Origin of the sequence: Streptococcus bovimastitidis, from assembly GCF_001885095.1 — a bacterium.
In the GTDB taxonomy this organism is placed as follows: domain Bacteria; phylum Bacillota; class Bacilli; order Lactobacillales; family Streptococcaceae; genus Streptococcus; species Streptococcus bovimastitidis.
In genome coordinates this window covers 21,328-45,944 of record NZ_LZDD01000003.1, presented here as the reverse complement: position 1 = coordinate 45,944, position 24,617 = coordinate 21,328, and the positions used below count along the sequence as shown (strand labels likewise).

The window sequence follows — 24,617 nt, the reverse complement described above, 5'->3', positions numbered from 1 at the left end:
GATATGCAGTATCAATGCCATCCCCCTCGTTGGCTATTAGATACCCTGTTTTTGTTGCGTTTTTAATTTTTAATTGCAATTAATTTAGGTCCTTTGTAATCTCTAGCTGCTAAAGTAGATACTATTCCTTCTGAAGAATAAACTCTATTGCTCTCCTCGTATCTCCCGTTTGTATTTGCAATAACTATAATTCTGTTAGTATCCATGGTTCTCTGCCACCTCCTTGCATGCCGCCTAAGGTTGGCGCTAGTCCGTCAACATCATATACTCTAAATCTATTTGAGTTTTTTCTTGTTTTTGTGTCATATCTCATCAGTTGTCTTATACATTCCATGTCAATTCATCAACTCTTTCTTTGCTAAGATAATATTTTTCATCTACTTCATCATCCAAAACATCTTTTAATCTGATAGTCAGCTCTTGTTTTTCAGGGAAAACATAAGGTTCATGATTACCTAAAATTGAGACACAAAACACACGCTCCCTGTTTTGAGGTACACCAAAATCTTTTGCATTTAATACTTGCCAATAGTTTGTATAACCTTGACTTTCTAGCCACTCTAGCCATTTGTCAAAATTAGGCTTATGTTTTTTACCAACCAAATTTTTAACGTTTTCCATCAATAGATATTTTGGTTTTTTAGCAGCTATTACTTTTTGACATTCCCAAAGAAGCCCTGACCTTGTTCCACTGTTCATATCAAGTCCAGCTTGTTTTCCAGCAACTGAAATATCTTGACATGGAAAACTATAAGTGAATAAATCATGGTCAGGAATATCAGTTGGGTCAATTTTAGAAATATCCCCTAAATTTGGACAATCTCCATGAATTGCCTCATAACTTTTCAAAGCATATTTATCTATTTCTGCAATTGCTACCACTTCATGTTCAATGCCTAAATTTCTTAATGCCATGCGTTGCGTGCCTATTCCTGAAAAGGCTTCGAATACTCTAATCATCCCCTATCCCCCATTTCCAGTAAGTTCTGAAATTCTAGCAGTCTTATCAGCTGATTCTTCACTTACTTTTTTAAGCTGATATTGCGTGCGTGTGAGTTGTTTGTGTAGTCCGTCATTACGTTGTTTTAATTGCACATTTTCCTTGTTGACATTACTACATGTAACCATCATACCTACTAGCAAACCGACCAAGATAGCATTGAGCCATAACCAAAAACTATTTCTCATTCGTAAACCTCTCGTAAATCAAAATTGTAGCTATAATATCCGTTGTCGTCGCAGAACTCACTATATCCATAGCTTTCAAGAACTCCCTCTGCTACCAATTCAGGGTCTTCATTATTTTTACAAGTAAATTCAATTCCGTCGCAAAATCCTTCTTGCGTATTTATAATCATATATTTCTTCATTCTTCAACTTCCTCCAAAAAATCCAAATAACGTGGGTCAATAGCTTCAACTTCAGCTAGTGTGAATTGCGTTTTGTAACCAAAATCTTCCAAGTTACTTGCTACAATTGGGTTTCCGTTAGGGTGTATATTAAAATAACCATTTTCGCTATCTACAAACTTCACATAATACAACTGATCTTCCACTTCCCATTCACCGTCTATGATGGCTTGTGTGACTGCAAGTTTTCTATCAGAACTGATGTCTTTTCTTTTTGAGAAAACTTCAATCGCTCTAAGTTTCTTATCGTTAGTTGAAGTTTTGCTTATCCACATACATTTCAACCAACTATTATCTTCTCTCGTCAACTTAATCATTCTGGAACCTCAACCATAACTGGATAATCTTTCTTTTTGTTCTTTGGTAATTCATTGAAAAAATCAATTGCTTCTCCAAAAGTTGGAAAGTAGTGTGGAACCTCTTTTTCTTTAAACCACCCGCCCCATTCGCGGACTACTACAAGCCATTTTATTGTCATGTTTTTACTCATTTTTATACCTCGTCAATTTCAATTCGTGCTGCTGGATACTTCTTGCGAAGCTCTAACTGTGCAAATCGTGCTTTAAAGTGAGACTCAACATATTGGGTCTCTTGGATAACGTTGTCAACGTAAACTGTTACTGTGTAATTCATAAAAGTTCCTCTATTTCTATCTCAAATTTGTATTTGTCTTTAACGCCACTTAAACCACCATATTCAAACGACAACGATTTGATAACTTCGAAGTTATCGTCTTCCCAAATTCCAGCGTCTGTAAAGCCGTCTAAAATCGCTTTTAAGGTAGGGTAAGTATTCGGAGGGTCAAATCTACGGTTAGTAGGAGAAAACACCGTCACAGACACGCTACAAGGCTTATTCTTTGAAAATGGCTCGTTTTTGTTAATAGCTTTGTTAGCAGTTAGTTTTGCAAGTCTCCTTAAATACTTTGTAATTGGTGCTGATTTTCTAAAATGTAAACGATCATTACTTGAAAGCATTTCTTTTCTTTGTTTTGTATTTTCTAAAATAAATTCATATTTCATACTTTCACTTAAAATCACACCCGCCCACTTATGTGTGAGCATACGGCTTGGACGGGTGCAAAACTCTTTATATCATCAGTCCTGTTAATCTGACGATAGACAAGAATTTCCTTTCTTGCTCGGAAAATATTATTACTGCAAAGGCCGAGCTTCACTTTGCAATAAATTAGTTAATTTACCCTTTTCATGCCTACTAGCGTTTCAAATTCAAAATCATTTTCGTCCAAGAATGATTTGAAATTTTTAGCCTGCTCAAGATTCATAATGAATTTGATTGTTGTTTCGTATTTAACGATTTCTGTTTCAACTGTTCGTTCTAAAATCTCCCCAGTTTCTTGATTTACAGCTTTGATAGTCGTTCCAGCAATTTCCTTGGCTTGCGCTTCAATAGCTGCCTGACGCTCAATCATTGCTTTTTCGTCTGCGATACGCTTAGCTTCATTCAATTCACGAGTTCGCTTAATTTCGTCAATGTCTCGATTGATAAGACCTAAAATCTCAGCAAGTGAAGCGCCATTGTCATATTGTCTGATATAGCTTGCCGGACCTAAGTTATTCTTGGCACATAGGTCAGTTATTGCAATTAGGTCTGCGTCACGTTGGTCTTGCTTTTTGATTTCATCAATAATAATTTCATCAAGTTTGTCTTGAGTTGATTTTTTAAAGTTGAAAGTTGGTGTGAAGTCTGTTGCTTTAACAAATTGGTCAAGATATTTATCGAAGACCTCTTTATTTAGATTAGCTTCTTCAGCTTTTTCATAGAAATAGTGCTTGACTTTGTCCTTTCGGAGCATTTTTTGGTTTTCTTCATAACCGTCAATTTGATTTTTAAGCTCAGAAATGAGGTTTTTAAGTTTTTGATATGGTACTTTGTACTGATTTTCAAATTTTGCGTAAGGATCATTGATTTCTCTCTTGATTTCCTTGCGCCTATCTTCTAATTTTTTATCAAGAGCATTCAGCTCTGTCCTGGCTTGCTTGACTTCTTCAATCGTGTTGACTTCAAGGTCGAATGTGCTATACCTAGCAACTGCTTCTTCAACACCTTTTTCAAATGCTTCAAAGTCATTGAATGAAACAACGGCCGGAGTGTAATTGATTTCAATGCTATCTAGGGCATTTACTTTTTCAGCTTCTTTAATCGCCATGTTTTGCCCTTTCTATACCGTGAATGGTAGGTCTTCGTCCGATATTTGTTCAGACGTTTGGAATAAGTCAGGTTGTTGCTCGTCAATTACTGGGTCAGCTTGTTGCTGATTATATAACTCGATTTCCTTCATTTTGCGAGCTTTCACTTCTTCCTGACTTTCAGATGACGTTACGTCAATTGGGTCATTTTGTCCCATTTCGTCAGTAGTATATAGACCGCCAACATTTTCAGAGAACGCTTCACGCATTGCTGATACAAGGGCAACTTTACGGATCATCAATGCTGGCATTTTCGCCCACATGGATTTTCCAGTATTGTATGCTTTAAAATCGGCGTCAGCTTCGATTGGGAACTTTCTGTCTTTACGGTAAACTTTTGCCCAACCGCCAACTAATGTTGCATTAGGTGGTAAGATAGTTCCTGTTATGTGTTGAAGTTCTCCGTCATTGATTATGACTACACCAGCTTCAAATCCGTCAAAGTTTTGGTTTTGTTCAGCACGTTTCATAAATGCGTCTTTTGATACTACAATCTGAGCTGGATTTGTACCATACTTGATAAAGTAAACTTCTTTAGTGAATGGGTTCAAATTACGTTCTTTACAAGTCGCAATAAAGTAAGCCAATTCTTCTTCGCTTGCTTTTCCTTGTGGATCAAGATACTTTCTGATAATACTTCCAGTTAATGCTTGCGGATTTGTTAGAAAGTCCCCTTTTGCTTGTTTCGTCACTTCATTTGTCATTTTTATTCTCTCCTTCAATCTGTGTATTTAACCCATTCAAGGCCATTCCAGTAATATTCATCATTGAATTCTTCATCTTCGACTGGTGGCTGCATGTAATCACGGTCATAATCAAAAGTTCCAAATAGTCCTCTATCCATGTCTCAAATCCTCTGCAATTGCTCTGAAATTGTTCAGGTCAACTGATTCAACTGCTTTTATACGTTTTTTTGTTGTTTCAATTTGACTTTTGTTAGGTCTTAAACCTATTTGTCGTTCTTCTTCATTGTCTGGAATAAAGTATCCACCGTCTTTTTCTTTAATGGCACATACTGGAATTCCTTTGTGAATAAGCGACTCGACAGTTTTCTCAACTTGCCGTTTGCTCATTCCAAAAACTCGCTCAAACTCTTTTCTTGGGCGTGGATGTTCCATTCCGTGAGGAATAAAACAGAAAAACCGCAATTCTAAACTCGTTAATTTATCTTTTAATTTCAAATCACTTTCCTCATTCTTTCGTATCTGATTTTGTTGACTTCATCTGTCGTCATGCCTTTTGAGTATGCATATAAATTGATCCAGTTAAAATCAGGCTTTACACCGTTTATTTCTTTATTGACTGCACGATACTCAACAAATTTGTCATAATCTTGTCTTGTAATTTCTGCTCCAAACTCTTTTTTTATGAGTTTTGAAAACATATTGAATAGATAATCATTCATGTTATTTACCTAGCGCAAATTCTAAGAAGTCAGGGTCTTTGTAATCAGGATTTGACCAACTAGGAATATTTGACCCTGTTTGCTTTTTAGCCCCTTGCTGTTTTTTTAGTTCAAATGCTTCTAATCGTGCTTGAACTTTCTCAACTGTATTGTCGCCTGATTTATTCCAAGCAATTAAAATTTGATTGATATATTTCCAACTAATTTTTTCATTTACAACCGCCTCTTTTAAAGCCATGTTTATTACTTCAATTGGCATATTGTCTTCATGTATCCATTTTTGAATATCTTCAATTTCAAAAGGAGTCATAAATCTGCCAAAGCATTGTTGGAAATTTTCAAAAAGTTTTTTTTCGTCCACTGTTGCCCCCTTGTTGCTGCTGCTTATTTATTGTTAGTATTTATTTATTATTAGTATTTATTGTTATGTTAGTAATTGTTAGTGTTACGTTTTACAAAGTTGTAAAATACAAAGTTGTAAAATACAAAGTTGTAAAACGTTAAGTTGTAAACTCACTTTCGAGTTCACTTATCAACTGTCTATATGCTTGTTCGGATATTTTTCTATCAGCACAAAATCTATAACGTGTAATACCTTTACCTCTCCCCAGAGATTTTTTATAAGTCTTGATATATCCTTCTCTCTCAAGTTCTTCAAGACATGTTCTAACAACTCTGATACTATCTTTTGACCTTTTAGCTAGTTCATCAGGATAGACTCTCCAATCATCCTTATTGCTTAATATTACTAGTAATAGACCTTTTGCTTTAAGTGTTAGTTTGGTATCATTTATAAATTCATTGCTTACTGCCGTGTAACTACTTGTCGTGTTTTTGAAATATGTATTGCATTAAATTTTTACCTCCTAAAATGATGTCTTGGGTATTTACTATGTGGTATAATTGAAATAAAAATATTGAGGTTAAATTATGGAAAATAAAACGTGTTTTGTTGTATGTGCTCTTGGTACTGAAAATTCACAAACTAGACGTTATTCGGATAAAGTTCTAAAATATTTAATTGATCCAGTATGTAGTGAATTAGGCTTTGATGTTACTCGTTCTGATAAAATTAACGCAACTGATAAAATAGATGAAACAATTATTAATTATTTAAAAACGGCAGACTTAGTAATAATTGATATGAGTGAACATAATCCAAATGTTTTTTATGAGTTTGGATTTAGGCACTCTACCGGTAAACCGTTTATACCTATCAGGACAAAAACAAGTGAGAAAATACCATTTGATGTATCAACTTTAAGGACAATTGAATTTACAACCGAGGTTGATGATATTGAACAAGCAAAACGACAATTAAAAGAAACAATAAAATCAATACCATTTTCTTCTGAAAACAACGATAAAATGGACGAAAATGCATATACTGAAATCTCTACTTCTTTGTTCAATGTACACTCAAAGCTCGATACTATAATTGAAAATACTGTCAATAAACCCGCATCATCTTTCGATATTGTAGATGATGATTTACCTTTTTAATCAATATATTTTTTTACTCTGATTACAACATCGACTAAATTATTTCTATCTCGTTCTTTAATAATTTCGTCGTATACTCGACTAATATCGTTAGTATGCGTTTCAAATCCAACTTTTCTATCTCGTTTTCGATAGACTAATGATTGACTCATACCTTCTCCTTTCTACTCCCTCATGGGAGTTTTTATTTACTAATGTGATTCTCCTAAAATGGTTTATCTTCGCCCCAAACTTTGCCGCACGAACCTTTTGTCGGAGGTTCGATAAAATCTGTTCTGCGTGGTTTTTCAACTTTACGAATAACTAAGTTATTGTCAATTACTGTTTGCATTGTCCGCTCAATCGTTTTTTGGTTGCTATTACGATTGCCAATATAAGCAACAAAGCCGATTGCGATTAAAACTACTAATGCAGTTATAGGGTTTTCAATCATGATACAAATCTCCTAGATAAATCATTAAAAATTAAATTGACAGTTTTATTAGTGATACATGGTGGGTTATCCATGAATTCTTTATCACTAATTACAATGTCAGTTTTTACTACTTCGCCGTTTGCTAATTTAGCTCCAGCATGAATTTTGTGAGTTACTAAAAATTTCTGCATTTAAACCTCTTTCTTTGTGGTATAATTAAATAAAATAATTTGTTAAGGGTCCGATTGCCGTCGGTCTCTTTTTTGTTATGTAAACTTGATTTAAAATCAAGTTAAATTGTAAAAAAAATCAAACTCCTAATAAATCACTAGACTTAATCTTGTACTTCAAGCAAAGCTTTACTAGATTGTCTGGAGAAATTTTAAGAATATCTTTCTCCCACGATCCTACTGTCTGAGCTGAAACACCAATGCTTTTGCCGAACTCTTCTTGGTTCATATTTACCTTTGCACGTAGTTCCTTCACAGTAATTACTGGAATTAATTCATCCATATTTTGCTCCTTTCTTTAATTTTCTAAATTTATTATACTTGATTTAAAATCAATAGTCAATACCGAACTTGATTTTTTTTAAAGTTTTTTTGTTTTTTTATTGATTTTAATTGATTTTTTATCAAGTCTGCTATATAATATCAATTGTAAGATAAATAATAAAGATAAAACAAAAAAGAGGAAACTATTATGTTAAACAACGTGCAAAGAGGTGAACGATTAAAGGAATTAAGAATTAAAAACGGTTATAGCCAAATAGACCTAGCAAAAAAACTTGGTTATAAATCAGATGCGACTATTTCAAAATGGGAAAGCGGAACAAACTTCCCTAATGGTAAAAAGTTAGTATTAGTTGCAAATTTATTGGACACTACCTCAGATTATCTACTCGGATTAGATACTGCTAATTACTTAGAAAATGAAGACAAACAAGTAATTGAATTAACAAGAATCGCAGACTTCGCGATGATGTTTGATGGAAAACCTTTATCAGAAGCTGAAAAGGATAAATTTGAAAATTTAGTTAAAGTTTATTTTGGAGATAAATACGGTGCAGATAGATGAAATTTTAAAAGAATATAAAATTAGATTAATTGTTTTTGATAATGAATTATTCCCAAGAGATGGTGCATACTTTCCACCTGAGAGGACGATATTTATAAATAATAAATTATCAAAGGAAGAAAGAGAAAGATTGATATTACATGAGTTAGGTCATATTAACCACAATCCTGAATTATATTCCAGGCTGCTATTTAAATTTGAAAATGAAGCCGAGAGGTTTATGATTAGGGAACTTATAAAAAAATATTTGAAAACCCATGATGTAATTGATTTTAATTGGTTGAAATTTGCAGAAACTAACAAGATTTCATCTACTTGGGGGCAACAAATGATTTTAGAAGAATTCAAAAAATTAATTTAAAATAATGTGCAATGTCTGATCCACACTAAAAGCTGACAGGAGATTTGAAAAATGGGATTATTTTTAGGTGCTATTGGAATGTTAGGATTCCCTATAGCTTTATTAATTTGTGCAATTGCGGCTCTTCGCAAAAATAAAAAGCTTAAAAAGCAATCGTTAATCGCTATGGGTATTACTTTTGCATTATTTGTTATCGGTTTAGTTATTTATAAACCTGAAGAAGAAGTAAAAACAACAGAACCGAAACAAGAGAAAGTTGCTAAAACTGATAAAAAAACTAAATCTTCAAGTTCAAAAAAAGAAGTGAAAAAAGAGACTAAAAAAGAAGTGAAAAAGAAAACTGATGATAGTTCTTCTACTAATAAAGAAACGAAACCTAGCAAAGAAACAGTTCCATCTTCTAGTGAAGAAGTATTTGACCCTAATAAATACCAAGTCGTTGACTACAACGAATGGAATCACGATAAAGTTGAATTAGGTACAAGTGTTCAAATAACTGGTAATGTTATTCAAGTCCAAAAATCAGATGAAGAAGTTGATTTAAGGGTTGCGTTAGATGACATGTATGACCAGGTTGTTTTGGTAGCTATTGCTGCTGATGATTATAAAGATGTCATTGCAGAAGATGACAACGTGACTATTTATGGAATGAATATGGGCATCACTTCTTATGAAACAGTTATGGGAAATGAGATGTCATTGCCATTGCTAATGTCTACAAAATACGTAGTTAATTCTTACGGTCAATAAAAAAAGCCCCACGCTCTCAAAGTTTGGCGACTCTGAGCGTGAAGCAAATCAAGTATAGTAATAACCTAATTTATTAGGTCTTTTTACTATACCCATTTTATCAAATAATGAGGTATTAAACAATGGCAAAAGTAGCAATTTACACAAGAGTAAGTACAAGTATGCAGGCTGACGAGGGTTATTCTTTAGACGAACAAATAGATAAATTAAAGGCCTACTGTGATATTAAAGACTGGACGGTTTACAAAGTATATTCTGATGGCGGTTTTACAGGATCAAATATAAAAAGGCCGGCAATGACAAACCTTGTATCGGACGCTAAAGCGAAAAAATTTGATACGGTACTTGTATATAAGCTTGATAGGTTAAGTAGGTCGCAGAAAGATACACTTTATCTAATCGAAGAAGTATTTATCAAAAATGACATTGACTTTTTAAGTCTTAATGAAAATTTTGACACTTCCAGCGCATTTGGTAAAGCAATGATTGGTATTTTATCAGTATTTGCACAGTTAGAACGAGAGCAAATTAAAGAACGAATGCTTTTAGGTAAGGTTGGCCGAGCAAAATCAGGTAAATCTATGATGTGGGCAAAATCGTCTTATGGCTATAAGTACGATAAAAAAACTGGAACATTAAATATTGTACCAGCAGAAGCAATTATAGTCAGAAAAATTTATGAGTTGTATTTGAGCGGTAAATCAATAACAAAATTAAGAGATTATCTTAATGAAAATAATCTATTAACCAATAAAAAAGTAAAATGGAGCTATCGAACAACGCAAAGCGTTTTAACTAACCCAGTCTATTGCGGTTTGATAAGATACGATGGAGAAATTTACCATGGTCTACACGAACCAATAATTACAAAAGAAACATTTGATTTGGCACAGGAAGTTATTAAGGAAAGGCAAATGACTGCTTTGACCTATATTAACCCAAGACCATTTAAAGCAAAATATATGCTATCTGGCCTAGCGAGGTGTGGATATTGTGGTGCCCCACTAAAAATAATGCTTGGAGCAAAACGTAAAGACGGAACACGGACTATGCGGTATCAATGTACAAATAGGTTCCCTCGCAAGACAAAGCCATTGGTTATTTACAACGATAATAAAAAATGCGACTCTGGATATTACTATAAAGAAGATATAGAAAATATTGTATTAAATAAAATATATGCTATTCAAACTGATGAAAAAGTTGCTGACGATATTTTTGGTAAAGAAGAAATAATTGATAATAGCAAAATTGAAAAAGAAATTAAGCAAGTCAATTTAAAGATTGAAAGATTAAACGATTTATACTTAAATGACTTAATTGGCCTGGAAGAATTAAAAGCTAAAACATCAAATTTAATTGATCAAAAAAACTTACTGGAAAACGAAATAAAAGACAGAGAAAATAAAAAAGAAAATCATTTAAAAAAACAAGCACTTAAAAAAATATCAACTAAAAATATTTTTGAATTATCCTATGAGGATCAAGCTATTATTGCCAAAAGCCTAATTAATAGGGTTTATATTAAAGAAAATGCGATAGAAATAGACTGGAAAAACTAGCAATTTTACTTTCCTTTATTTCTAGAAGCGTGAAGGCTTTGACTGAAACTTTCTTGCTTTTTTCCATTAATTTTTTCATTAAATATTTCCTCCTATATTGTGATACATGGGTAATAGAAGAGCTGCATAAATCATGACAATGATTAGAGCAACTCCCAAAAAAATGAGTGGTTGAATCATTTGTGTGGCCTGTAATAATATACGGAAGTAACTTTCCCAAACTAATTGAGCATAAATTTCTAACTCTTGACCTAATTTTCCTTTGACCTGGCCATATTCAATCATCAAGGATAATTCATCATGGAAAAAGGAGTACTCTTTCACCTTCTCATGTAAAGCCTTGCCCTCAATAAATGACCTTTGCATATCCCGTCCAAGTTCTTGCATGAGAACTGACTTTTCTGAAATCATTATGCCCAAAATATCACTAAGCTCTATCCCTTGAGCAATCAGATTGCCCCATTCACGCGCATAGTAGGCCGTCATATAAGACTTGATAAAAAGAGAAATAATAGGAAGTTGAGCATAGCTTTGAAGCTGTTTCATCCTCTCCATTTTATGCCAACGTATGGTCACAAACAGAGCTACTACTAATAAAGTGATAGCCGTCGTAAGTAAGAGAACCGGAAAGTGACTTAAAAAACTTGTTAAGACATTTTTTTGATCAATTTGAGGGAGCAAGTAATGCCGTAAGCCAAAAACAATGACAACTAGAAAAGTGAGCAAAATGATAGGATAGGTCACAACTTCAAGAGTTTTCTGTCTAATATAGCGGCTTTGATTTATATAGTCTTTAATCTTTGCCAATGAATTTTCTGTATTTCCGTGAGCTTCTGCTAAACTTAATTGGGTAACGATTCCTTCAGGATAACCCAAATTTTCCATCATTTCCGATAAAGAACGACCGCCAATTAAGTCATTTCGCATCCTCAGGCAATAGTCATGACCGATAATTTTTGACTTTTCAAGAAAAGCAACCATTTCACTTAGGCTAAAGCCACTTTGACTGAGATTATGGAAAAGTTCAATGAGTTTAGCTTGTTTAGCACTAGCTAATCTTTTCCCAGTTTGCCTCTTCTTGAGTGATATGTCCTTGTTCAAGAAGGCCATTAATTTTCTTATTCCAATTGGTCTCGCTGTGGGTCTGGAATTTCTCGGTCGCATAATCAATCAGTCCTCCTCCTGCAATTAATCTTTGGTAAGCAATAAATTTCAAACTTTGTTCCAGTTCTTGACTACTAATACCAAGTTCTAGTAATCTCTGATAGACACCAGGTATACTTTTAGCATGTACAGTAGAAAAGACCACAGCTCCTGTTAAACTGGCTCTTATCACTGCTCTGGCTGTCTCATGGTCCCTAATTTCGCCAATAATTAAAAAATCTGGTCGATGTCTCAAGGATAATTTGATCAGATTATCATAAGTCATACCAATACTGTCATTAACCTGTATTTGCAGAAGACTATCATCTTGGACTTCTACTGGATCCTCGATTGTAATAACCTGTTTGTCTTTTGCTAAGCGCGAAACTAATTGGTACATGAGGCTAGTTTTACCAGACCCAACTGGTCCCGCAAAAAGATACAGTCCCCTTCCAGAAATAACTTTCTCAACGTCTTTATGGAGGTCAAACCAGTAATGAAGACCAGCTTTTCTTTTTGCTAAGATTCTTATAACAAGACTTTCAAGACCCTTAAAATTACCTACCGTCGACAGTCGCATTGGGACAGATTTATCAGCCGCAATCGGGTATTGGCAAGATCCTAGTTGACAGCGTCGCTTTTCACCGACATTCATTCCGGCAATAAATTTAAAATGACTAATCAAGCTTGCCATTTCCTGTCGCTTATAATTAGCGATAAAGTGCTTTCTTTCACCCACCCGCATAAATACCTGATATCGGTCTTGGTAGGGAATTATGTAGATATCTTGCGCTTGTAACTCTAAGGCTTTTTCAATTAATTCTTGTCCAATCGTTTGTATCATTTCCAACCTCCTCAATCATTTATTCGCAAAAAAAGACAAGTTTTCTCAAAAACTTGTCTTTTTATAAATTAATTTTACAGGTATATGGTGCTTTAGGAATATCATTTCTTATTTCAAAGGATTCTAGGTAATTTTCCATTGGGATGATATCTTTATCTTTTAACAGCAAAATAGAATGGTATTGTTGCAAATCGTCTCCACAATCTTCGCACCATCTTTTTTCTGATTTAGTCCAGAATGTCGCCAACAAATTTTTTTGACTGTGATAACTCGGATAGTCATTTCTTAATTGTTGCCATTCTTTTTTATAAAAACTTAGAGCATCTTGCCAATTTTCAAAAGCTTGCTCTTCAACGATATCGTCTTGCCAGCCTTCAATAAACCACCAAGGCTCCCAATCGCCATACATTTTAATTACCTGATACATATGATATTTTCCTTTTCTTAAGCCTATTATATACAAAAGCTTTGCCATTTAAAAAATATCTGCTCACGAAACTTAACTAGTTAATTTTTAACTCTAAAAAAAGAAGGAGCTGAGCTCCTCCTTCTTATTCTGCATCTGTAACAGAAACGGTTTCTTCTGTAAGTTGTGGTTCATCGATGATTTCCACTTCATTGATTGCTTGTGGCTCGATATTACGGTAACGTGCCATACCAGTACCAGCTGGAATGATTTTACCAATAATAACATTTTCTTTAAGACCAAGCAAGTGGTCTTTCTTACCACGAATAGCAGCATCTGTAAGGACACGAGTTGTTTCCTGGAAGGATGCAGCTGACAAGAATGAATTGGTTTCAAGGGATGCTTTTGTAATCCCCATAAGAACTGGACGAGAAGTTGCTGGAATACCACCAGAAATAACAATATCTTTATTAGCTTCTGTGAAGTCTGCAATATCAAGAAGAGTTCCTGGAAGAAGTTCAGTATCACCTGGATCCATAACACGAACTTTGCGAAGCATTTGGCGAACCATTACCTCAACGTGTTTATCACCGATTTCTACCCCTTGGCTACGGTAAACTTTTTGTACTTCAGCCAATAGGTAAGTTTCTACTGAAAGGGTATCACGAACTTCAAGTAACCGTTTAGGTTGGATAGAACCTTCAGTTAATGAAGCTCCGCGGTTAACTTCGTCACCAATTTCAACTTTCATACGAGCTGTAAATGGAACAACGTATTCACCATTACCAGTTTTACCTTCAACATAAACCTTCTTAGTACGAGTTGCTGCATCTTCTTCGATGTCAACGACTTTACCTTTAACTTCAGTGATAACAGCTTCCCCTTTAGGGTTACGTGCTTCAAAGATTTCTTGGATACGAGGAAGACCTTGAGTGATATCGGTATTTGACGCAACACCACCGGTATGGAAGGTACGCATTGTAAGCTGAGTACCAGGTTCACCGATAGATTGAGCGGCGATTGTACCAACTGCTTCACCAACTTCAACAGCATCACCTGTTGCCAAGTTGATACCATAACAGTGACGGCAGACACCATGACGAGTCGCACAAGTGAAGACTGAACGGATTGTAACTTCTTCAACGCCAGCTTCAACAATCTTACGAGCCATATCTTCTGAAATCAATTGGTCAGCACCAATGAGGACTTCACCAGTTTCAGGATGTTTAACTGATTTACGAGTGTAACGACCTTGAAGACGTTCTTCAAGTGTTTCAGTAACTTCTTTACCATCAGTAATCGCTTTGATGAGAAGACCACGGTCTGTTCCACAATCATCTTCACGGATGATAACATCTTGGGCAACGTCAACCAAACGACGTGTTAAGTAACCTGAGTCGGCAGTCTTAAGGGCTGTATCGGTCATACCTTTACGAGCACCATGGGTTGAGAAGAACATTTCCAATACGGTCAAACCTTCACGGAAGTTTGAAAGGATTGGTAATTCCATGATACGTCCGTTAGGAGCGGCCATCAAACCACGCATACCGGCAAGCTGTGAGAAGTTGGAGATATTACCACGGGCACCTGAGTCCATCATCATAACGATAGGGTTCTTAGGATCTTGTGTTTCAATCAGACGTTTTTCAAGTGCTTCCTTAGCTTCACGCCATGTTGTTGTAACTGCAACATAACGGTCATCTTCAGTCATCAAACCACGACGGAAGGCTTTATTAATATCTTCAACACGGTGGTGAGCTGCTTCAATAATTTCAGCTTTGTTATCAATAACTGGAATATCGGCAATACCCACTGTTAAACCAGCAAGTGTTGAATGATAGTATCCTAAGTCTTTCAAACGGTCAAGGAAGGCAGATGTTTCAGTTGTACGGAAACGTTTAAAGGTTTCAGCAATGATATTACCAAGATTTTTCTTCTTGAATGGTACATTAATCTCAAGAGTATCAATCACATCTTGAATTTCTTGTCCTGGTTCAAGGAAGTATTTATCTGGAGTGCCATCAGTTAAGTTAGCATTGTTTGGTTCTTGCAAGTATGGAAGATCCTCAGGCATGATAGCATTGAATAAAATCTTACCAACAGTGGTAACCATGATTTTATGTCTTTGACTATCTTTCCAAGGTTTATTCGGCATACTATCAACAGCAATACCAACACGACTATGTAAATGAGCATAGCCATTTTGATATGCCATAACCGCTTCATCAATATCCTTGAAGACCATACCTTCGCCTTCACGCCCTGCATCTTCCATAGTTAGGTAATAGTTCCCCAAAACCATGTCCTGAGAAGGGGTAACGACTGGTTTACCGTCTTTCGGATTTAGGATGTGCTCTGCTGCAAGCATTAACAAACGAGCTTCAGCTTGTGCTTCTTCAGATAATGGTACGTGGATGGCCATTTGGTCCCCATCGAAATCGGCATTGTAAGCTTCACATACAAGTGGGTGAAGACGAAGTGCTTTACCATCGATAAGAACTGGTTCAAAGGCCTGGATACCAAGTCTGTGAAGGGTAGGTGCGCGGTTAAGTAGTACTGGGTGTTCTTTGATAACTTCTTCTAAGATATCCCAAATACGCTCATCCCCACGTTCAACCATACGTTTAGCTGCTTTAACGTTACCAGCATATTCTTTGGCAACAATTTCACGCATAACAAATGGTTTGAAAAGTTCGATAGCCATTTCACGTGGCACACCACATTGGTACATTTTAAGGGTTGGACCAACGGCGATAACAGAACGACCTGAGAAGTCTACACGTTTACCAAGCAAGTTTTGACGGAAACGACCTTGTTTACCTTTAAGCATGTGGCTTAAAGATTTCAATGGACGGCTTCCTGGTCCAGTAATTGGACGACCACGACGACCGTTATCGATTAAGGCATCAACGGCTTCTTGAAGCATCCGTTTTTCATTTTGAACAATGATTCCAGGAGCATTCAATTCTAACAAGCGTGCAAGACGGTTGTTACGGTTGATAACACGACGATATAAGTCATTCAAGTCAGATGCGGCAAAACGGCCACCATCCAATTGAACCATTGGACGTAAATCTGGTGGGATAACTGGTAAGATGTTAAGAACCATCCATTCAGGTTTATTTCCAGATTTGTTAAAGGCATCAAGAACGTCTAAACGACGAACAGCTTTAATCCGTTTTTGTCCAGTTGCTGATTTGAGTTCTTCTTTTAACTCAGCAATTTCTGCTGGTAAATCAACACGTTTCAAGAGATCTTGAATCGCTTCGGCACCCATTTTTGCGATGAATGAACCATAACCATATTCTTGAACTTTTTCACGGTATTCACGTTCTGTTAAAAGTGATTTTGGCTCAAGCGGTGTATCCATTGGGTCAATAACAACATAAGCTGCGAAGTAGATTACTTCTTCTAAAGCACGAGGGCTCATATCAAGGGTAAGTCCCATACGTGATGGAATACCTTTGAAATACCAGATGTGTGATACAGGAGCTTTCAACTCGATATGTCCCATACGTTCACGACGAACTTTAGCACGAGTAACTTCTACCCCACATCGGTCACAAACAATCCCTTTATAACGGATACGTTTGTATTTACCACACGCACATTCCCAATCTTTTGTAGGTCCAAAGATGACTTCATCAAAGAGACCTTCACGTTCAGGTTTTAATGTACGGTAGTTGATTGTTTCAGGTTTTTTAACTTCACCATAAGACCATGAACGGACTTTACTTGGTGAGGCTAATGTGATTTGCATACTTTTAAAACGATTTACGTCAACCACTAGTTTTACCTTTCTTCGATTTATGACTAAACCAGCTGCTAGGGCCAAGGCCCTAGGCTCGTTTATTTATTTCGTAAACTTGTTAAATAAGTTTAGTTTTCATCAGTTTGTTCAGAAACTACAGGAGCTTCTTGAGCTTGTTTTTCACGCGCTTTTTCAAGATCATCAACGTGCATCACGTCGTCATCTTCACCTTCATCAAGATCACGAAGTTCAACTTCATTGTCATCTTCATCAAGTACTCGCATGTCTAAACCAAGTGATTGCAATTCTTTAACAAGAACGCGGAATGATTCAGGAACACCCGGTTTTGGAATTGGTTTACCTTTAGTGATTGCTTCATAAGCTTTCAAACGTCCAGTAACGTCATCTGACTTGTAAGTCAAGATTTCTTGAAGAACATTTGATGCACCGTAAGCCTCTAAGGCCCATACTTCCATCTCACCAAACCGTTGTCCACCAAATTGTGCTTTACCACCAAGAGGTTGTTGGGTAACAAGTGAGTAAGGTCCGACTGAACGGGCATGAAGTTTATCATCAACCATGTGGTGAAGTTTAATCATGTACATGACACCAACAGAGACACGGTTATCAAACGGTTCACCTGTACGTCCGTCATAAAGAACAGTCTTCGCATCAGAATCCATACCAGCTTCAGCTACTGTTTCCCAAAGGTCTTCAGCACTTGCTCCGTCAAAGACTGGCGTTGCGATGTGAATACCAAGGTTACGGGCAGCCATACCTAAGTGAAGCTCCATAACTTGTCCGATATTCATACGTGAAGGTACCCCAAGTGGGTTCAACATGATATCAACCGGTGTACCATCTGGTAAGTAAGGCATGTCTTCAACAGGAACGATACGAGAAACAACCCCTTTGTTACCGTGACGACCGGCCATTTTATCGCCGACTTTAATTTTACGTTTTTGAGCGATGTAGACACGAACAAGCATGTTAACACCGGATTGTAATTCATCACCGTTTGCACGTGTAAAGATCTTAACATCACGAACGATACCATCACCACCGTGAGGAACACGAAGAGATGTATCACGGACTTCACGAGATTTATCTCCGAAGATGGCATGAAGTAAACGTTCCTCAGCAGAAAGGTCTTTTTCACCCTTAGGTGTTACTTTACCTACTAAGATATCGCCTTCTTTAACTTCAGCACCGATACGGATGATACCCATTTCATCTAAATCTTTAAGGGCTTCTTCACCAACGTTTGGTACTTCGCGAGTGATTTCTTCAGGTCCAAGCTTTGTATCACGTGTTTCTGATTCAAATTCTTCTAAGTGAACTGATGTATAGACATCTTCTTTTACAAGACGTTCACTCATGATAACCGCATCCTCAAAGTTGTAACCTTCCCAAGTCATATAAGCTACGACTGGGTTTTGACCAAGGGCCATCTCACCATTTTCCATAGATGGTCCATCAGCGATGAAGTCACCTTTTTCAATGATGTCGCCAACTTTAACAAGTGTGCGTTGGTTATAAGCTGTACCAGAGTTTGAACGACGGAATTTAGTCACATGATAAACATCAAGTGAACCATCTTCACGACGAACTTCAACTTTTTCAGCATCAGAGAAAATAACTTTACCGTCATGTTGCGCGATAACAGCAGCTCCTGAGTCATGTGCTGCTTGATATTCCATACCAGTACCAACAAGTGGTGCTTTTGGATCAATCAATGGGACAGCCTGACGTTGCATGTTGGCACCCATAAGGGCACGGTTGGAGTCATCGTTTTCTAAGAAAGGAATACATGCAGTCGCTACGGCAACTACTTGTTTTGGAGATACGTCGACATAATCAACTGTGCTGGCAGCAAATTCTTGGTTATTACCTTGGTGACGACCCATGACGATTTCTTCAGCAAAAGTTCCGTCTTCATTTAATTTAGAATTAGCCTGTGCTACTGTAAATTCATCTTCTTCGTCGGCTGTTAACCAAACAATTTCATTTGTAACAACGCCATTTGCACGATCAACTTTACGGTATGGTGTTTGAATAAAACCATATTTGTTTAAATGTCCAAATGAAGACAAGTTGTTAATCAAACCGATATTTGGTCCCTCAGGAGTTTCAATCGGACACATACGGCCATAGTGAGTATAATGCACGTCACGAACTTCGTAACCGGCACGGTCACGAGTCAAACCACCAGGTCCTAAGGCTGAAAGACGACGTTTATGTGATAATTCAGATAGAGGATTATGTTGGTCCATGAACTGTGACAACTGAGAAGAACCAAAGAATTCTTTAACAGCTGCTGTAACAGGACGGATATTGATGATTTGTTGTGGTGTGAGAACTTCACTGTCTTGAACAGACATTCTTTCACGGACATTACGTTCCATACGGGCCAAACCAATACGGAATTGGTTAGCTAACAATTCACCAACAGCACGGATACGACGATTTCCTAAATGATCGATATCGTCTACTTTACCAATGCCTTCTGAAAGGTTTAAGAAGTATGACATCTCAGCTAAGATATCAGCTGGAGTCAAGGCACGAACACGATCACTAGGATTAGCATTTCCGACAATAGTAACCACTTTATCAGGGTCTAAAGGTGAAACAACTTTGAATTTTTGTAAAACAACTGGTTCTGTAACAACAGCGTAGTCATTTGGTGTATAGACAAATTTGTTCAAATCACCATCAAGTTGTGCTTCAATTGACTCGATGACAGCACGTGTCATTTCTGTTCCAGCTTCAACTAAGATTTCTCCAGTTTCACCGTCAACTAAGTTTTCAGCAATGACTTGGTTCAAAAGACGAGTCTTGATGTTTAATTTTTTGTTGATTTTGTAGCGACCAACAGCTGCTAAGTCATAACGACGGGCATCGAAGAAACGAGCAATCAAGAGGCTACGAGAGCTATCAGCAGTTTTTGGTTCACCTGGTCTTAAGCGCTCATAGATTTCTTTAAGGGCTTCATCTGTACGAGAATCATTTGGATTCTTGTGAATATCTTTTTCGATTGTATTACGAACAAGATCGCTATCACCAAAGATGTCAACAATCTCATCATCACCAGAAAATCCTAATGCACGAACAAGTGTTGTGAATGGAATTTTACGGGTACGGTCAATACGAGTGTAAGCAATATCTTTAGCGTCAGTTTCTAATTCTAACCATGCGCCACGGTTAGGGATAACTGTTGAACCATAACCAACTTTACCGTTCTTATCAACTTTATCATTAAAGTAGACACCTGGAGAACGGACTAACTGAGAAACGATAATACGTTCACCACCATTGATGATGAAGGTACCCATTTCAGTCATGATAGGGAAATCACCAAAGAAGACTTCTTGCGTTTTAATTTCGCCTGTTTCTTTGTTAACCAAACGGAAGGTTACAAAAATTGGGGCAGAATAACTTGCATCGTGAATACGAGCTTCTTCTAAAGTGTATTTTGGTTCTTTGAATTCATAACCAACAAACTCAAGTTCCATAGTATCTGTAAAGTTTGAGATAGGAAGTACATCTTCAAAGACTTCCTTCAAACCAGTATCTAAGAATTCTTGGAATGAGTCAGTTTGAATTTCAATTAAATTTGGTAAATCAAGAACTTCTTTGATTCTTGAAAAGCTACGACGTGTACGGTGTTTTCCGTATCGAACTTCATGTCCTGCCAAGTTTTTAGCTCCTTTTTCTTTTTCGCATTTGCTGTTACAGCAAATAAGTCAATAAAATCATTTGTCCTAAATGTGAATTTTTAGAATCTTTAAATGTAGGTAACAATTCCCGAAAAAGATCAAAAATAGGCACAAAAAGAGCAGCTAAATCTGACTGAATCAGTTTGATTTAACTGCTGTTCTTCCTAGTTGGACAATATTTCAACTAGATTGGACGACAAATAGTTATTAATATCATACACTATTTTTTGTGAAATTTCAAGTTATTTTTTCTTGACGTAGAAACTAGACCAGGCTTTTTGATAGTCACTATCTGTACCACCAATCGCAAATTTGTAGGTCATCGGACCTGCGCCATTTTTAGCCCAATAACTTGTAGTTGTTTCACCACCAACTGTAATTTTCCGACCATTAACCGTTACAGCTCCTTGTTGTAAACCAGTTTGTTTTAAAACATTGGATTTAATGACGCCTTTATCTAAGGTAAAGCGATCACGAATGCCAAATAAGTTAGGATCGGCATTATGAATGGCATTGGCTAGATTAGCCATATAGTTTGAATTATTATTGTAGCCGGTCATTGGTGCTAAGGAGTTATTATTATCGTGACCAGCCCAGCCACCTAAGGTTACCCTCGGTGTTGCAAGCATCAACCAAACATCAGAATAGTTTTCGGTCGTACCAGTTTTCCCAATCCAATCAGCCCTAGCTAAAGAAGGATTTAAGGAACTTAAGCGAGATTTAAAGGTTGTTGTGCTTCCAGAGTCAATCGGACCACGAAGGAGATTTTGCAGGATTGTCGCAGCTGGCGCTGAGAAAATTTGCTCCCCTTTATCCTCATGTTTATACACCACAGTTCCATCACTAGCTGTGATGGTGTTAACCATATATTGCTTATGGAAGTTACCATCATTAGCAATCATTTGATAGGCATTGGTTTGAGTACCCACAGAAACATCGATGCCACCACCTAGCGGTAGACTTTCAATAGAGTAGTCATCAATCACATAACCCATCTTAGACATATAAGCCTCAACATCAACACCATTGTCCCTGAGCATCTTTTCTGTCCAAAAGGCTGGGATATTCCATGATGTATTAAGAGCCTCTTGTAAAGGCATCATGGCTGTTCCTTCACTATCCACGTGCATGATTTTTTGACCACTTGAATAAGTTGTTGGATAGTTAGAAAGAACACTAGCACTTCCCATCAAACCTTGGTCAATGGCCGGTCCATAGGCAATGATTGGTTTAATACTAGAACCAGGGGATCTTGCTGTATCAAAAGCATGGTTATTCTGGTTCATATTGTAGTCACGACCACCGATGAAACCTATAATTGCCCCAGTTGAATTATCCGTCAAGACATTCCCCATCTGAACCATTCCAGTCCCATCATCCAGCAAGCTACCAAAACGATTCGCAGCATCTTGCATAGCTGAGTAAACCTTTTTATTAATAGTGGTCGTAACAGTATAACCACCTTGCTGCAACTCTTGAGTCGCTAAAGCCTCATAGGAAGCCTTTGTCTCATCGTTTTTCAAATCACGCGCCGAAATATTATCACGCTTAACTAAGTAGGTAAACATAGCCTTCTTAGCTTCAGCCATAGCCGCGTAATAGAGGTAGTCATGTTTATTAACGGTTACGTTTTCTGGTTTGATGAAATCTTTGCTAATGTCATATGATTTGTAAGAATCAAAATCCTTCTTAGACAATTTCCCAGTTCGATACATATTGTAAAGAACACTATGTTGCCGCTTAATACCAAGCTGCATGTCTTCAGCTGATTTCAGTTGACCAGTTGACAGGTAGGGAGAATAAGCAATAGGACTCTGAGGAAGCCCCGCCAAGAAAGCTGCTTGTGGAACTGTAAGATCCTTAGCCGAAACCCCAAAAATACCACGGGCTGCTTCTTCAATCCCCGCAATATTTTGACCTTTATTATTTCGCCCAAAAGGCGACACATTTAGGTAGTCAGAAAGAATATCATCCTTAGAAACATACCGCTCCAAAGCCAAAGCATAAATAATTTCACGTGATTTCCGCTTAAAGGTTGGATCATCACCCAAAACCTGCTGCTTAATCAACTGCTGCGTCAAGGTTGAACCACCACTGGATTCACCTAAGCCAAGAACTGATGTTAAAGTTGCCCGAAAGACAGCTTTGGGAACCACACCCTTGTGCTCTTTAAAGTTTTCATCCTCAGTGGAAATAATGGCCATCTTGACATTCTCTGAAATGTCCTTGTTTTCAACCGGAGTCCGTAATAAATCGGTATCAATCGGCGAAATAATACTATTATCAGAATAATTCAGTTGTGAAATCCGACTAATAGACTTAACCTGTTTAACCAAACTCTCCTTACTTGGCACCTTAACAGAATCAATCTGACTAGCAAGATAACCAAAGGCAATCCCAGTCCCCATCATAAAGCCCAAGAAGATAATCACGTAGAAAAAATTGGATACTAATTTTAACGTTCTCAGAGCAATAGCACCAAAATCTAACAATTCAAATTGGTGATCATTCCCCTTTTTTGTCTTTTTTTTATCATTCAATATAAAATACCTCATTATCTATTATACCAAACTTTGATTAAGCTTGCATAGGACTAGCTATTTTTGATATAATGATTCGTAAAACTATACAGAAAACGGAGAAAGCCTATGAACATTTTTGAAGAACTCAAAGCTCGTGGCTTGGTCTTTCAAACGACCGACGAAGAAGCCCTTGTCAAAGCACTAACAGAAGGGCGAGTATCCTATTATACAGGCTATGATCCAACAGCCGACAGCTTGCACTTAGGCCACCTAGTAGCCATCTTAACCTCACGCCGCCTCCAGTTGGCTGGCCACAAACCTTTTGCCCTTGTCGGAGGGGCAACTGGCCTCATCGGAGACCCATCCTTTAAAGATGCCGAAAGAAGCCTTCAAACTAAAGAAACTGTCCAAGACTGGTCCAACAAAATCAAAGACCAGTTGTCCCAATTCCTTGATTTCGAGAATGGGGATAATAAAGCAGAACTCGTCAATAATTATGACTGGTTCTCCGAAATTTCTTTCATCGACTTTTTAAGAGACGTTGGTAAATATTTCACGGTCAACTACATGATGAGCAAAGAATCTGTTAAAAAACGGATTGAAACAGGGATTTCATATACTGAGTTTGCTTACCAAATCATGCAAGGCTACGACTTCTACAACTTGAATGCTGAGCACGATATCACCCTTCAAATCGGTGGATCTGACCAATGGGGTAACATGACAGCTGGAACCGAATTACTGCGCCGTAAAGCGGACAAAACTGGACACGTTATGACAGTCCCATTAATCACAGATGCTAGTGGTAAAAAATTTGGTAAGTCAGAAGGCAATGCGGTTTGGTTGGATGCCGATAAAACATCCCCATATGAAATGTACCAATTTTGGCTCAACGTTATGGACGAAGACGCTGTTCGCTTCTTGAAAATTTTCACTTTCCTTTCACTAGAGGAAATCGCTGAGATTGAAAAAGCCTTTGATGCGTCCCGTCATGAACGCCTAGCTCAAAAAACTTTAGCTCGCGAAGTGGTAACTCTTGTTCACGGTGAGGACGCATACCAAGAAGCCCTCAAAATTACGGAACAACTCTTTGCCGGCAACATCCAAGAATTGTCAGCCAAAGAATTAAAACAGGGCTTAAGCAATGTACCAAATGTTAAACTTGAAGCAGAGGCTGACCGTAATATCGTGGAAGTTCTCGTTTCAGCCAAAATCTCACCTTCAAAACGTCAGGCCCGTGAAGATGTCCAAAATGGGGCCATCTATATCAATGGCAAACGTATTCAAGATTTAGATTATGTTTTAAGTGACGCTGACAAAATTGATGATGAATTAACCGTTATTCGACGTGGTAAGAAAAAATATTTTGTTCTCACTTACGCATAAGAGTATTAAGGTATGGATTGCTAGAAACTCTCCCATTAAGGGTAAGGACAAACAGCTCATCTTTTAATCCAAAGACAAACTCCCATCAGAGTTTGTCTTTTTTTGCTTCAATACTATATTTAAGTGCAAGAAAAAATCAGGCATTAGCCTGATTCAT

31 protein-coding genes are annotated in these 24,617 nt (G+C 37.0%); 6 read left to right on the top strand and 25 right to left on the bottom strand.

Annotated features, from left to right (window positions below; all coding sequences use genetic code 11):
- Positions 1 to 62: 62 nt before the first annotated feature.
- From A9Q68_RS10810 to A9Q68_RS11110, 15 genes are all read right to left on the bottom strand, one after another.
- Positions 63 to 206 carry a hypothetical protein gene (locus tag A9Q68_RS10810; protein WP_165605236.1) on the bottom strand — a complete coding sequence of 48 codons (144 nt, stop codon included), beginning with the start codon at positions 204 to 206 and terminating at the stop codon, positions 63 to 65.
- 115 nt (positions 207 to 321) lie between these two features.
- Positions 322 to 960 (bottom strand): DNA cytosine methyltransferase, encoded by a 639-nt coding sequence (locus A9Q68_RS08575; RefSeq protein WP_071794291.1) that lies wholly within the window; start codon positions 958 to 960, stop codon positions 322 to 324.
- Between the two features lie 3 nt (positions 961 to 963).
- Complete coding sequence (locus tag A9Q68_RS08570) at positions 964 to 1,128, bottom strand: hypothetical protein (protein WP_240494234.1); 165 nt, start codon at positions 1,126 to 1,128, stop codon at positions 964 to 966.
- 56 nt (positions 1,129 to 1,184) lie between these two features.
- Positions 1,185 to 1,370: a hypothetical protein gene (locus A9Q68_RS08565; RefSeq protein WP_071794289.1), complete on the bottom strand. Its 186-nt coding sequence runs from the start codon at positions 1,368 to 1,370 to the stop codon at positions 1,185 to 1,187.
- Positions 1,367 to 1,726 carry a DUF1642 domain-containing protein gene (locus A9Q68_RS10590; RefSeq protein ID WP_083426050.1) on the bottom strand — a complete coding sequence of 120 codons (360 nt, stop codon included), beginning with the start codon at positions 1,724 to 1,726 and terminating at the stop codon, positions 1,367 to 1,369. The genes A9Q68_RS08565 and A9Q68_RS10590 overlap by 4 nt, the downstream gene beginning before the upstream one ends.
- Positions 1,723 to 1,887 (bottom strand): hypothetical protein, encoded by a 165-nt coding sequence (locus A9Q68_RS10805; RefSeq protein ID WP_165605235.1) that lies wholly within the window; start codon positions 1,885 to 1,887, stop codon positions 1,723 to 1,725. The genes A9Q68_RS10590 and A9Q68_RS10805 overlap by 4 nt, the downstream gene beginning before the upstream one ends.
- A 14-nt stretch (positions 1,888 to 1,901) precedes the next feature.
- A complete protein-coding gene (locus A9Q68_RS10800; RefSeq protein WP_165605234.1) occupies positions 1,902 to 2,042 on the bottom strand; it encodes a DUF7204 family protein in 141 nt (46 codons plus the stop codon).
- Complete coding sequence (locus A9Q68_RS08555) at positions 2,039 to 2,431, bottom strand: RusA family crossover junction endodeoxyribonuclease (RefSeq protein ID WP_071794526.1); 393 nt, start codon at positions 2,429 to 2,431, stop codon at positions 2,039 to 2,041. Before A9Q68_RS08555 ends, A9Q68_RS10800 begins: the two co-directional genes overlap by 4 nt.
- A 170-nt stretch (positions 2,432 to 2,601) precedes the next feature.
- Positions 2,602 to 3,579 carry a DUF1351 domain-containing protein gene (locus A9Q68_RS08550; RefSeq protein ID WP_071794288.1) on the bottom strand — a complete coding sequence of 326 codons (978 nt, stop codon included), beginning with the start codon at positions 3,577 to 3,579 and terminating at the stop codon, positions 2,602 to 2,604.
- A 12-nt stretch (positions 3,580 to 3,591) separates the two neighbouring features.
- Entirely contained in the window at positions 3,592 to 4,323 is a 732-nt protein-coding gene (gene bet, locus A9Q68_RS08545) for a phage recombination protein Bet (RefSeq protein ID WP_071794287.1), read from the bottom strand.
- Between the two features lie 14 nt (positions 4,324 to 4,337).
- Entirely contained in the window at positions 4,338 to 4,463 is a 126-nt protein-coding gene (locus A9Q68_RS11075; RefSeq protein ID WP_276204049.1) for a hypothetical protein, read from the bottom strand.
- Positions 4,456 to 4,800 (bottom strand): hypothetical protein, encoded by a 345-nt coding sequence (locus A9Q68_RS08540; protein ID WP_071794286.1) that lies wholly within the window; start codon positions 4,798 to 4,800, stop codon positions 4,456 to 4,458. The genes A9Q68_RS11075 and A9Q68_RS08540 overlap by 8 nt, the downstream gene beginning before the upstream one ends.
- The gene (locus A9Q68_RS08535; RefSeq protein WP_071794285.1) at positions 4,797 to 5,024 is read right to left on the bottom strand and encodes a hypothetical protein; all 228 of its coding nucleotides are present in this window, start codon (positions 5,022 to 5,024) and stop codon (positions 4,797 to 4,799) included. The genes A9Q68_RS08540 and A9Q68_RS08535 overlap by 4 nt, the downstream gene beginning before the upstream one ends.
- 1 nt (position 5,025) lies before the next feature.
- Positions 5,026 to 5,385 (bottom strand): DnaD domain-containing protein, encoded by a 360-nt coding sequence (locus tag A9Q68_RS08530; protein ID WP_071794284.1) that lies wholly within the window; start codon positions 5,383 to 5,385, stop codon positions 5,026 to 5,028.
- Positions 5,386 to 5,524: 139 nt separating this feature from the next.
- Entirely contained in the window at positions 5,525 to 5,818 is a 294-nt protein-coding gene (locus tag A9Q68_RS11110; RefSeq protein WP_071794525.1) for a transcriptional regulator, read from the bottom strand.
- Between the two features lie 136 nt (positions 5,819 to 5,954).
- Between A9Q68_RS11110 and A9Q68_RS08520 the strand changes: the two genes are divergently transcribed.
- The gene (locus A9Q68_RS08520; RefSeq protein ID WP_071794283.1) at positions 5,955 to 6,527 is read left to right on the top strand and encodes a hypothetical protein; all 573 of its coding nucleotides are present in this window, start codon (positions 5,955 to 5,957) and stop codon (positions 6,525 to 6,527) included.
- Here A9Q68_RS08520 and A9Q68_RS10795 read toward each other — a convergent pair.
- The 4 genes from A9Q68_RS10795 to A9Q68_RS08510 all read right to left on the bottom strand — a co-directional run bounded on the left by A9Q68_RS10795 (position 6,524) and on the right by A9Q68_RS08510 (position 7,455).
- Positions 6,524 to 6,679, bottom strand: a complete 156-nt coding sequence (locus tag A9Q68_RS10795) for a hypothetical protein (protein WP_165605233.1) — start codon at positions 6,677 to 6,679, stop codon at positions 6,524 to 6,526. The genes A9Q68_RS08520 and A9Q68_RS10795 overlap by 4 nt on opposite strands.
- A gap of 53 nt (positions 6,680 to 6,732) precedes the next feature.
- Positions 6,733 to 6,960: a hypothetical protein gene (locus A9Q68_RS08515; protein WP_240494219.1), complete on the bottom strand. Its 228-nt coding sequence runs from the start codon at positions 6,958 to 6,960 to the stop codon at positions 6,733 to 6,735.
- A complete protein-coding gene (locus tag A9Q68_RS10790; protein ID WP_165605232.1) occupies positions 6,957 to 7,133 on the bottom strand; it encodes a hypothetical protein in 177 nt (58 codons plus the stop codon). The genes A9Q68_RS08515 and A9Q68_RS10790 overlap by 4 nt, the downstream gene beginning before the upstream one ends.
- Before the next feature lie 118 nt (positions 7,134 to 7,251).
- Entirely contained in the window at positions 7,252 to 7,455 is a 204-nt protein-coding gene (locus A9Q68_RS08510) for a helix-turn-helix transcriptional regulator (RefSeq protein WP_071794282.1), read from the bottom strand.
- 189 nt (positions 7,456 to 7,644) lie between these two features.
- On the opposite strand from A9Q68_RS08510, the gene A9Q68_RS08505 reads away from it, so the two are divergent.
- The 4 genes from A9Q68_RS08505 (at position 7,645) to A9Q68_RS08490 (ending at position 10,692) form a co-directional block, all read left to right on the top strand.
- Positions 7,645 to 8,019, top strand: coding sequence for a helix-turn-helix domain-containing protein (locus tag A9Q68_RS08505; protein ID WP_071794281.1), 375 nt, complete (start codon positions 7,645 to 7,647; stop codon positions 8,017 to 8,019).
- Complete coding sequence (locus A9Q68_RS08500) at positions 8,006 to 8,380, top strand: ImmA/IrrE family metallo-endopeptidase (RefSeq protein WP_071794280.1); 375 nt, start codon at positions 8,006 to 8,008, stop codon at positions 8,378 to 8,380. The genes A9Q68_RS08505 and A9Q68_RS08500 overlap by 14 nt, the downstream gene beginning before the upstream one ends.
- Positions 8,381 to 8,431: 51 nt before the next feature.
- Positions 8,432 to 9,130: a tripartite tricarboxylate transporter TctB family protein gene (locus A9Q68_RS08495; RefSeq protein ID WP_240494218.1), complete on the top strand. Its 699-nt coding sequence runs from the start codon at positions 8,432 to 8,434 to the stop codon at positions 9,128 to 9,130.
- 122 nt (positions 9,131 to 9,252) lie between these two features.
- The gene (locus A9Q68_RS08490; RefSeq protein WP_071794279.1) at positions 9,253 to 10,692 is read left to right on the top strand and encodes a recombinase family protein; all 1,440 of its coding nucleotides are present in this window, start codon (positions 9,253 to 9,255) and stop codon (positions 10,690 to 10,692) included.
- Between the two features lie 78 nt (positions 10,693 to 10,770).
- On the opposite strand, the gene comGB is transcribed toward A9Q68_RS08490, so the two are convergent.
- From comGB to pbp1b, 6 genes are all read right to left on the bottom strand, one after another.
- Positions 10,771 to 11,802 (bottom strand): competence type IV pilus assembly protein ComGB, encoded by a 1,032-nt coding sequence (gene comGB, locus A9Q68_RS08485; RefSeq protein ID WP_083426049.1) that lies wholly within the window; start codon positions 11,800 to 11,802, stop codon positions 10,771 to 10,773.
- Positions 11,741 to 12,679, bottom strand: coding sequence for a competence type IV pilus ATPase ComGA (gene comGA / locus A9Q68_RS08480; RefSeq protein WP_071794278.1), 939 nt, complete (start codon positions 12,677 to 12,679; stop codon positions 11,741 to 11,743). Before comGA ends, comGB begins: the two co-directional genes overlap by 62 nt.
- Positions 12,680 to 12,740: 61 nt before the next feature.
- Positions 12,741 to 13,106 carry a DUF1033 family protein gene (locus A9Q68_RS08475; protein ID WP_071794277.1) on the bottom strand — a complete coding sequence of 122 codons (366 nt, stop codon included), beginning with the start codon at positions 13,104 to 13,106 and terminating at the stop codon, positions 12,741 to 12,743.
- Positions 13,107 to 13,230: 124 nt separating this feature from the next.
- Positions 13,231 to 16,872, bottom strand: coding sequence for a DNA-directed RNA polymerase subunit beta' (rpoC, locus tag A9Q68_RS08470; protein WP_071794276.1), 3,642 nt, complete (start codon positions 16,870 to 16,872; stop codon positions 13,231 to 13,233).
- Positions 16,873 to 16,964: 92 nt separating this feature from the next.
- Entirely contained in the window at positions 16,965 to 20,531 is a 3,567-nt protein-coding gene (gene rpoB / locus A9Q68_RS08465) for a DNA-directed RNA polymerase subunit beta (RefSeq protein ID WP_071794275.1), read from the bottom strand.
- 263 nt (positions 20,532 to 20,794) lie between these two features.
- Positions 20,795 to 23,107, bottom strand: coding sequence for a penicillin-binding protein PBP1B (pbp1b, locus tag A9Q68_RS08460; RefSeq protein WP_083426048.1), 2,313 nt, complete (start codon positions 23,105 to 23,107; stop codon positions 20,795 to 20,797).
- A 93-nt stretch (positions 23,108 to 23,200) separates the two neighbouring features.
- On the opposite strand from pbp1b, the gene tyrS reads away from it, so the two are divergent.
- Entirely contained in the window at positions 23,201 to 24,460 is a 1,260-nt protein-coding gene (gene tyrS / locus A9Q68_RS08455; protein WP_071794273.1) for a tyrosine--tRNA ligase, read from the top strand.
- Positions 24,461 to 24,617 lie beyond the last annotated feature (157 nt).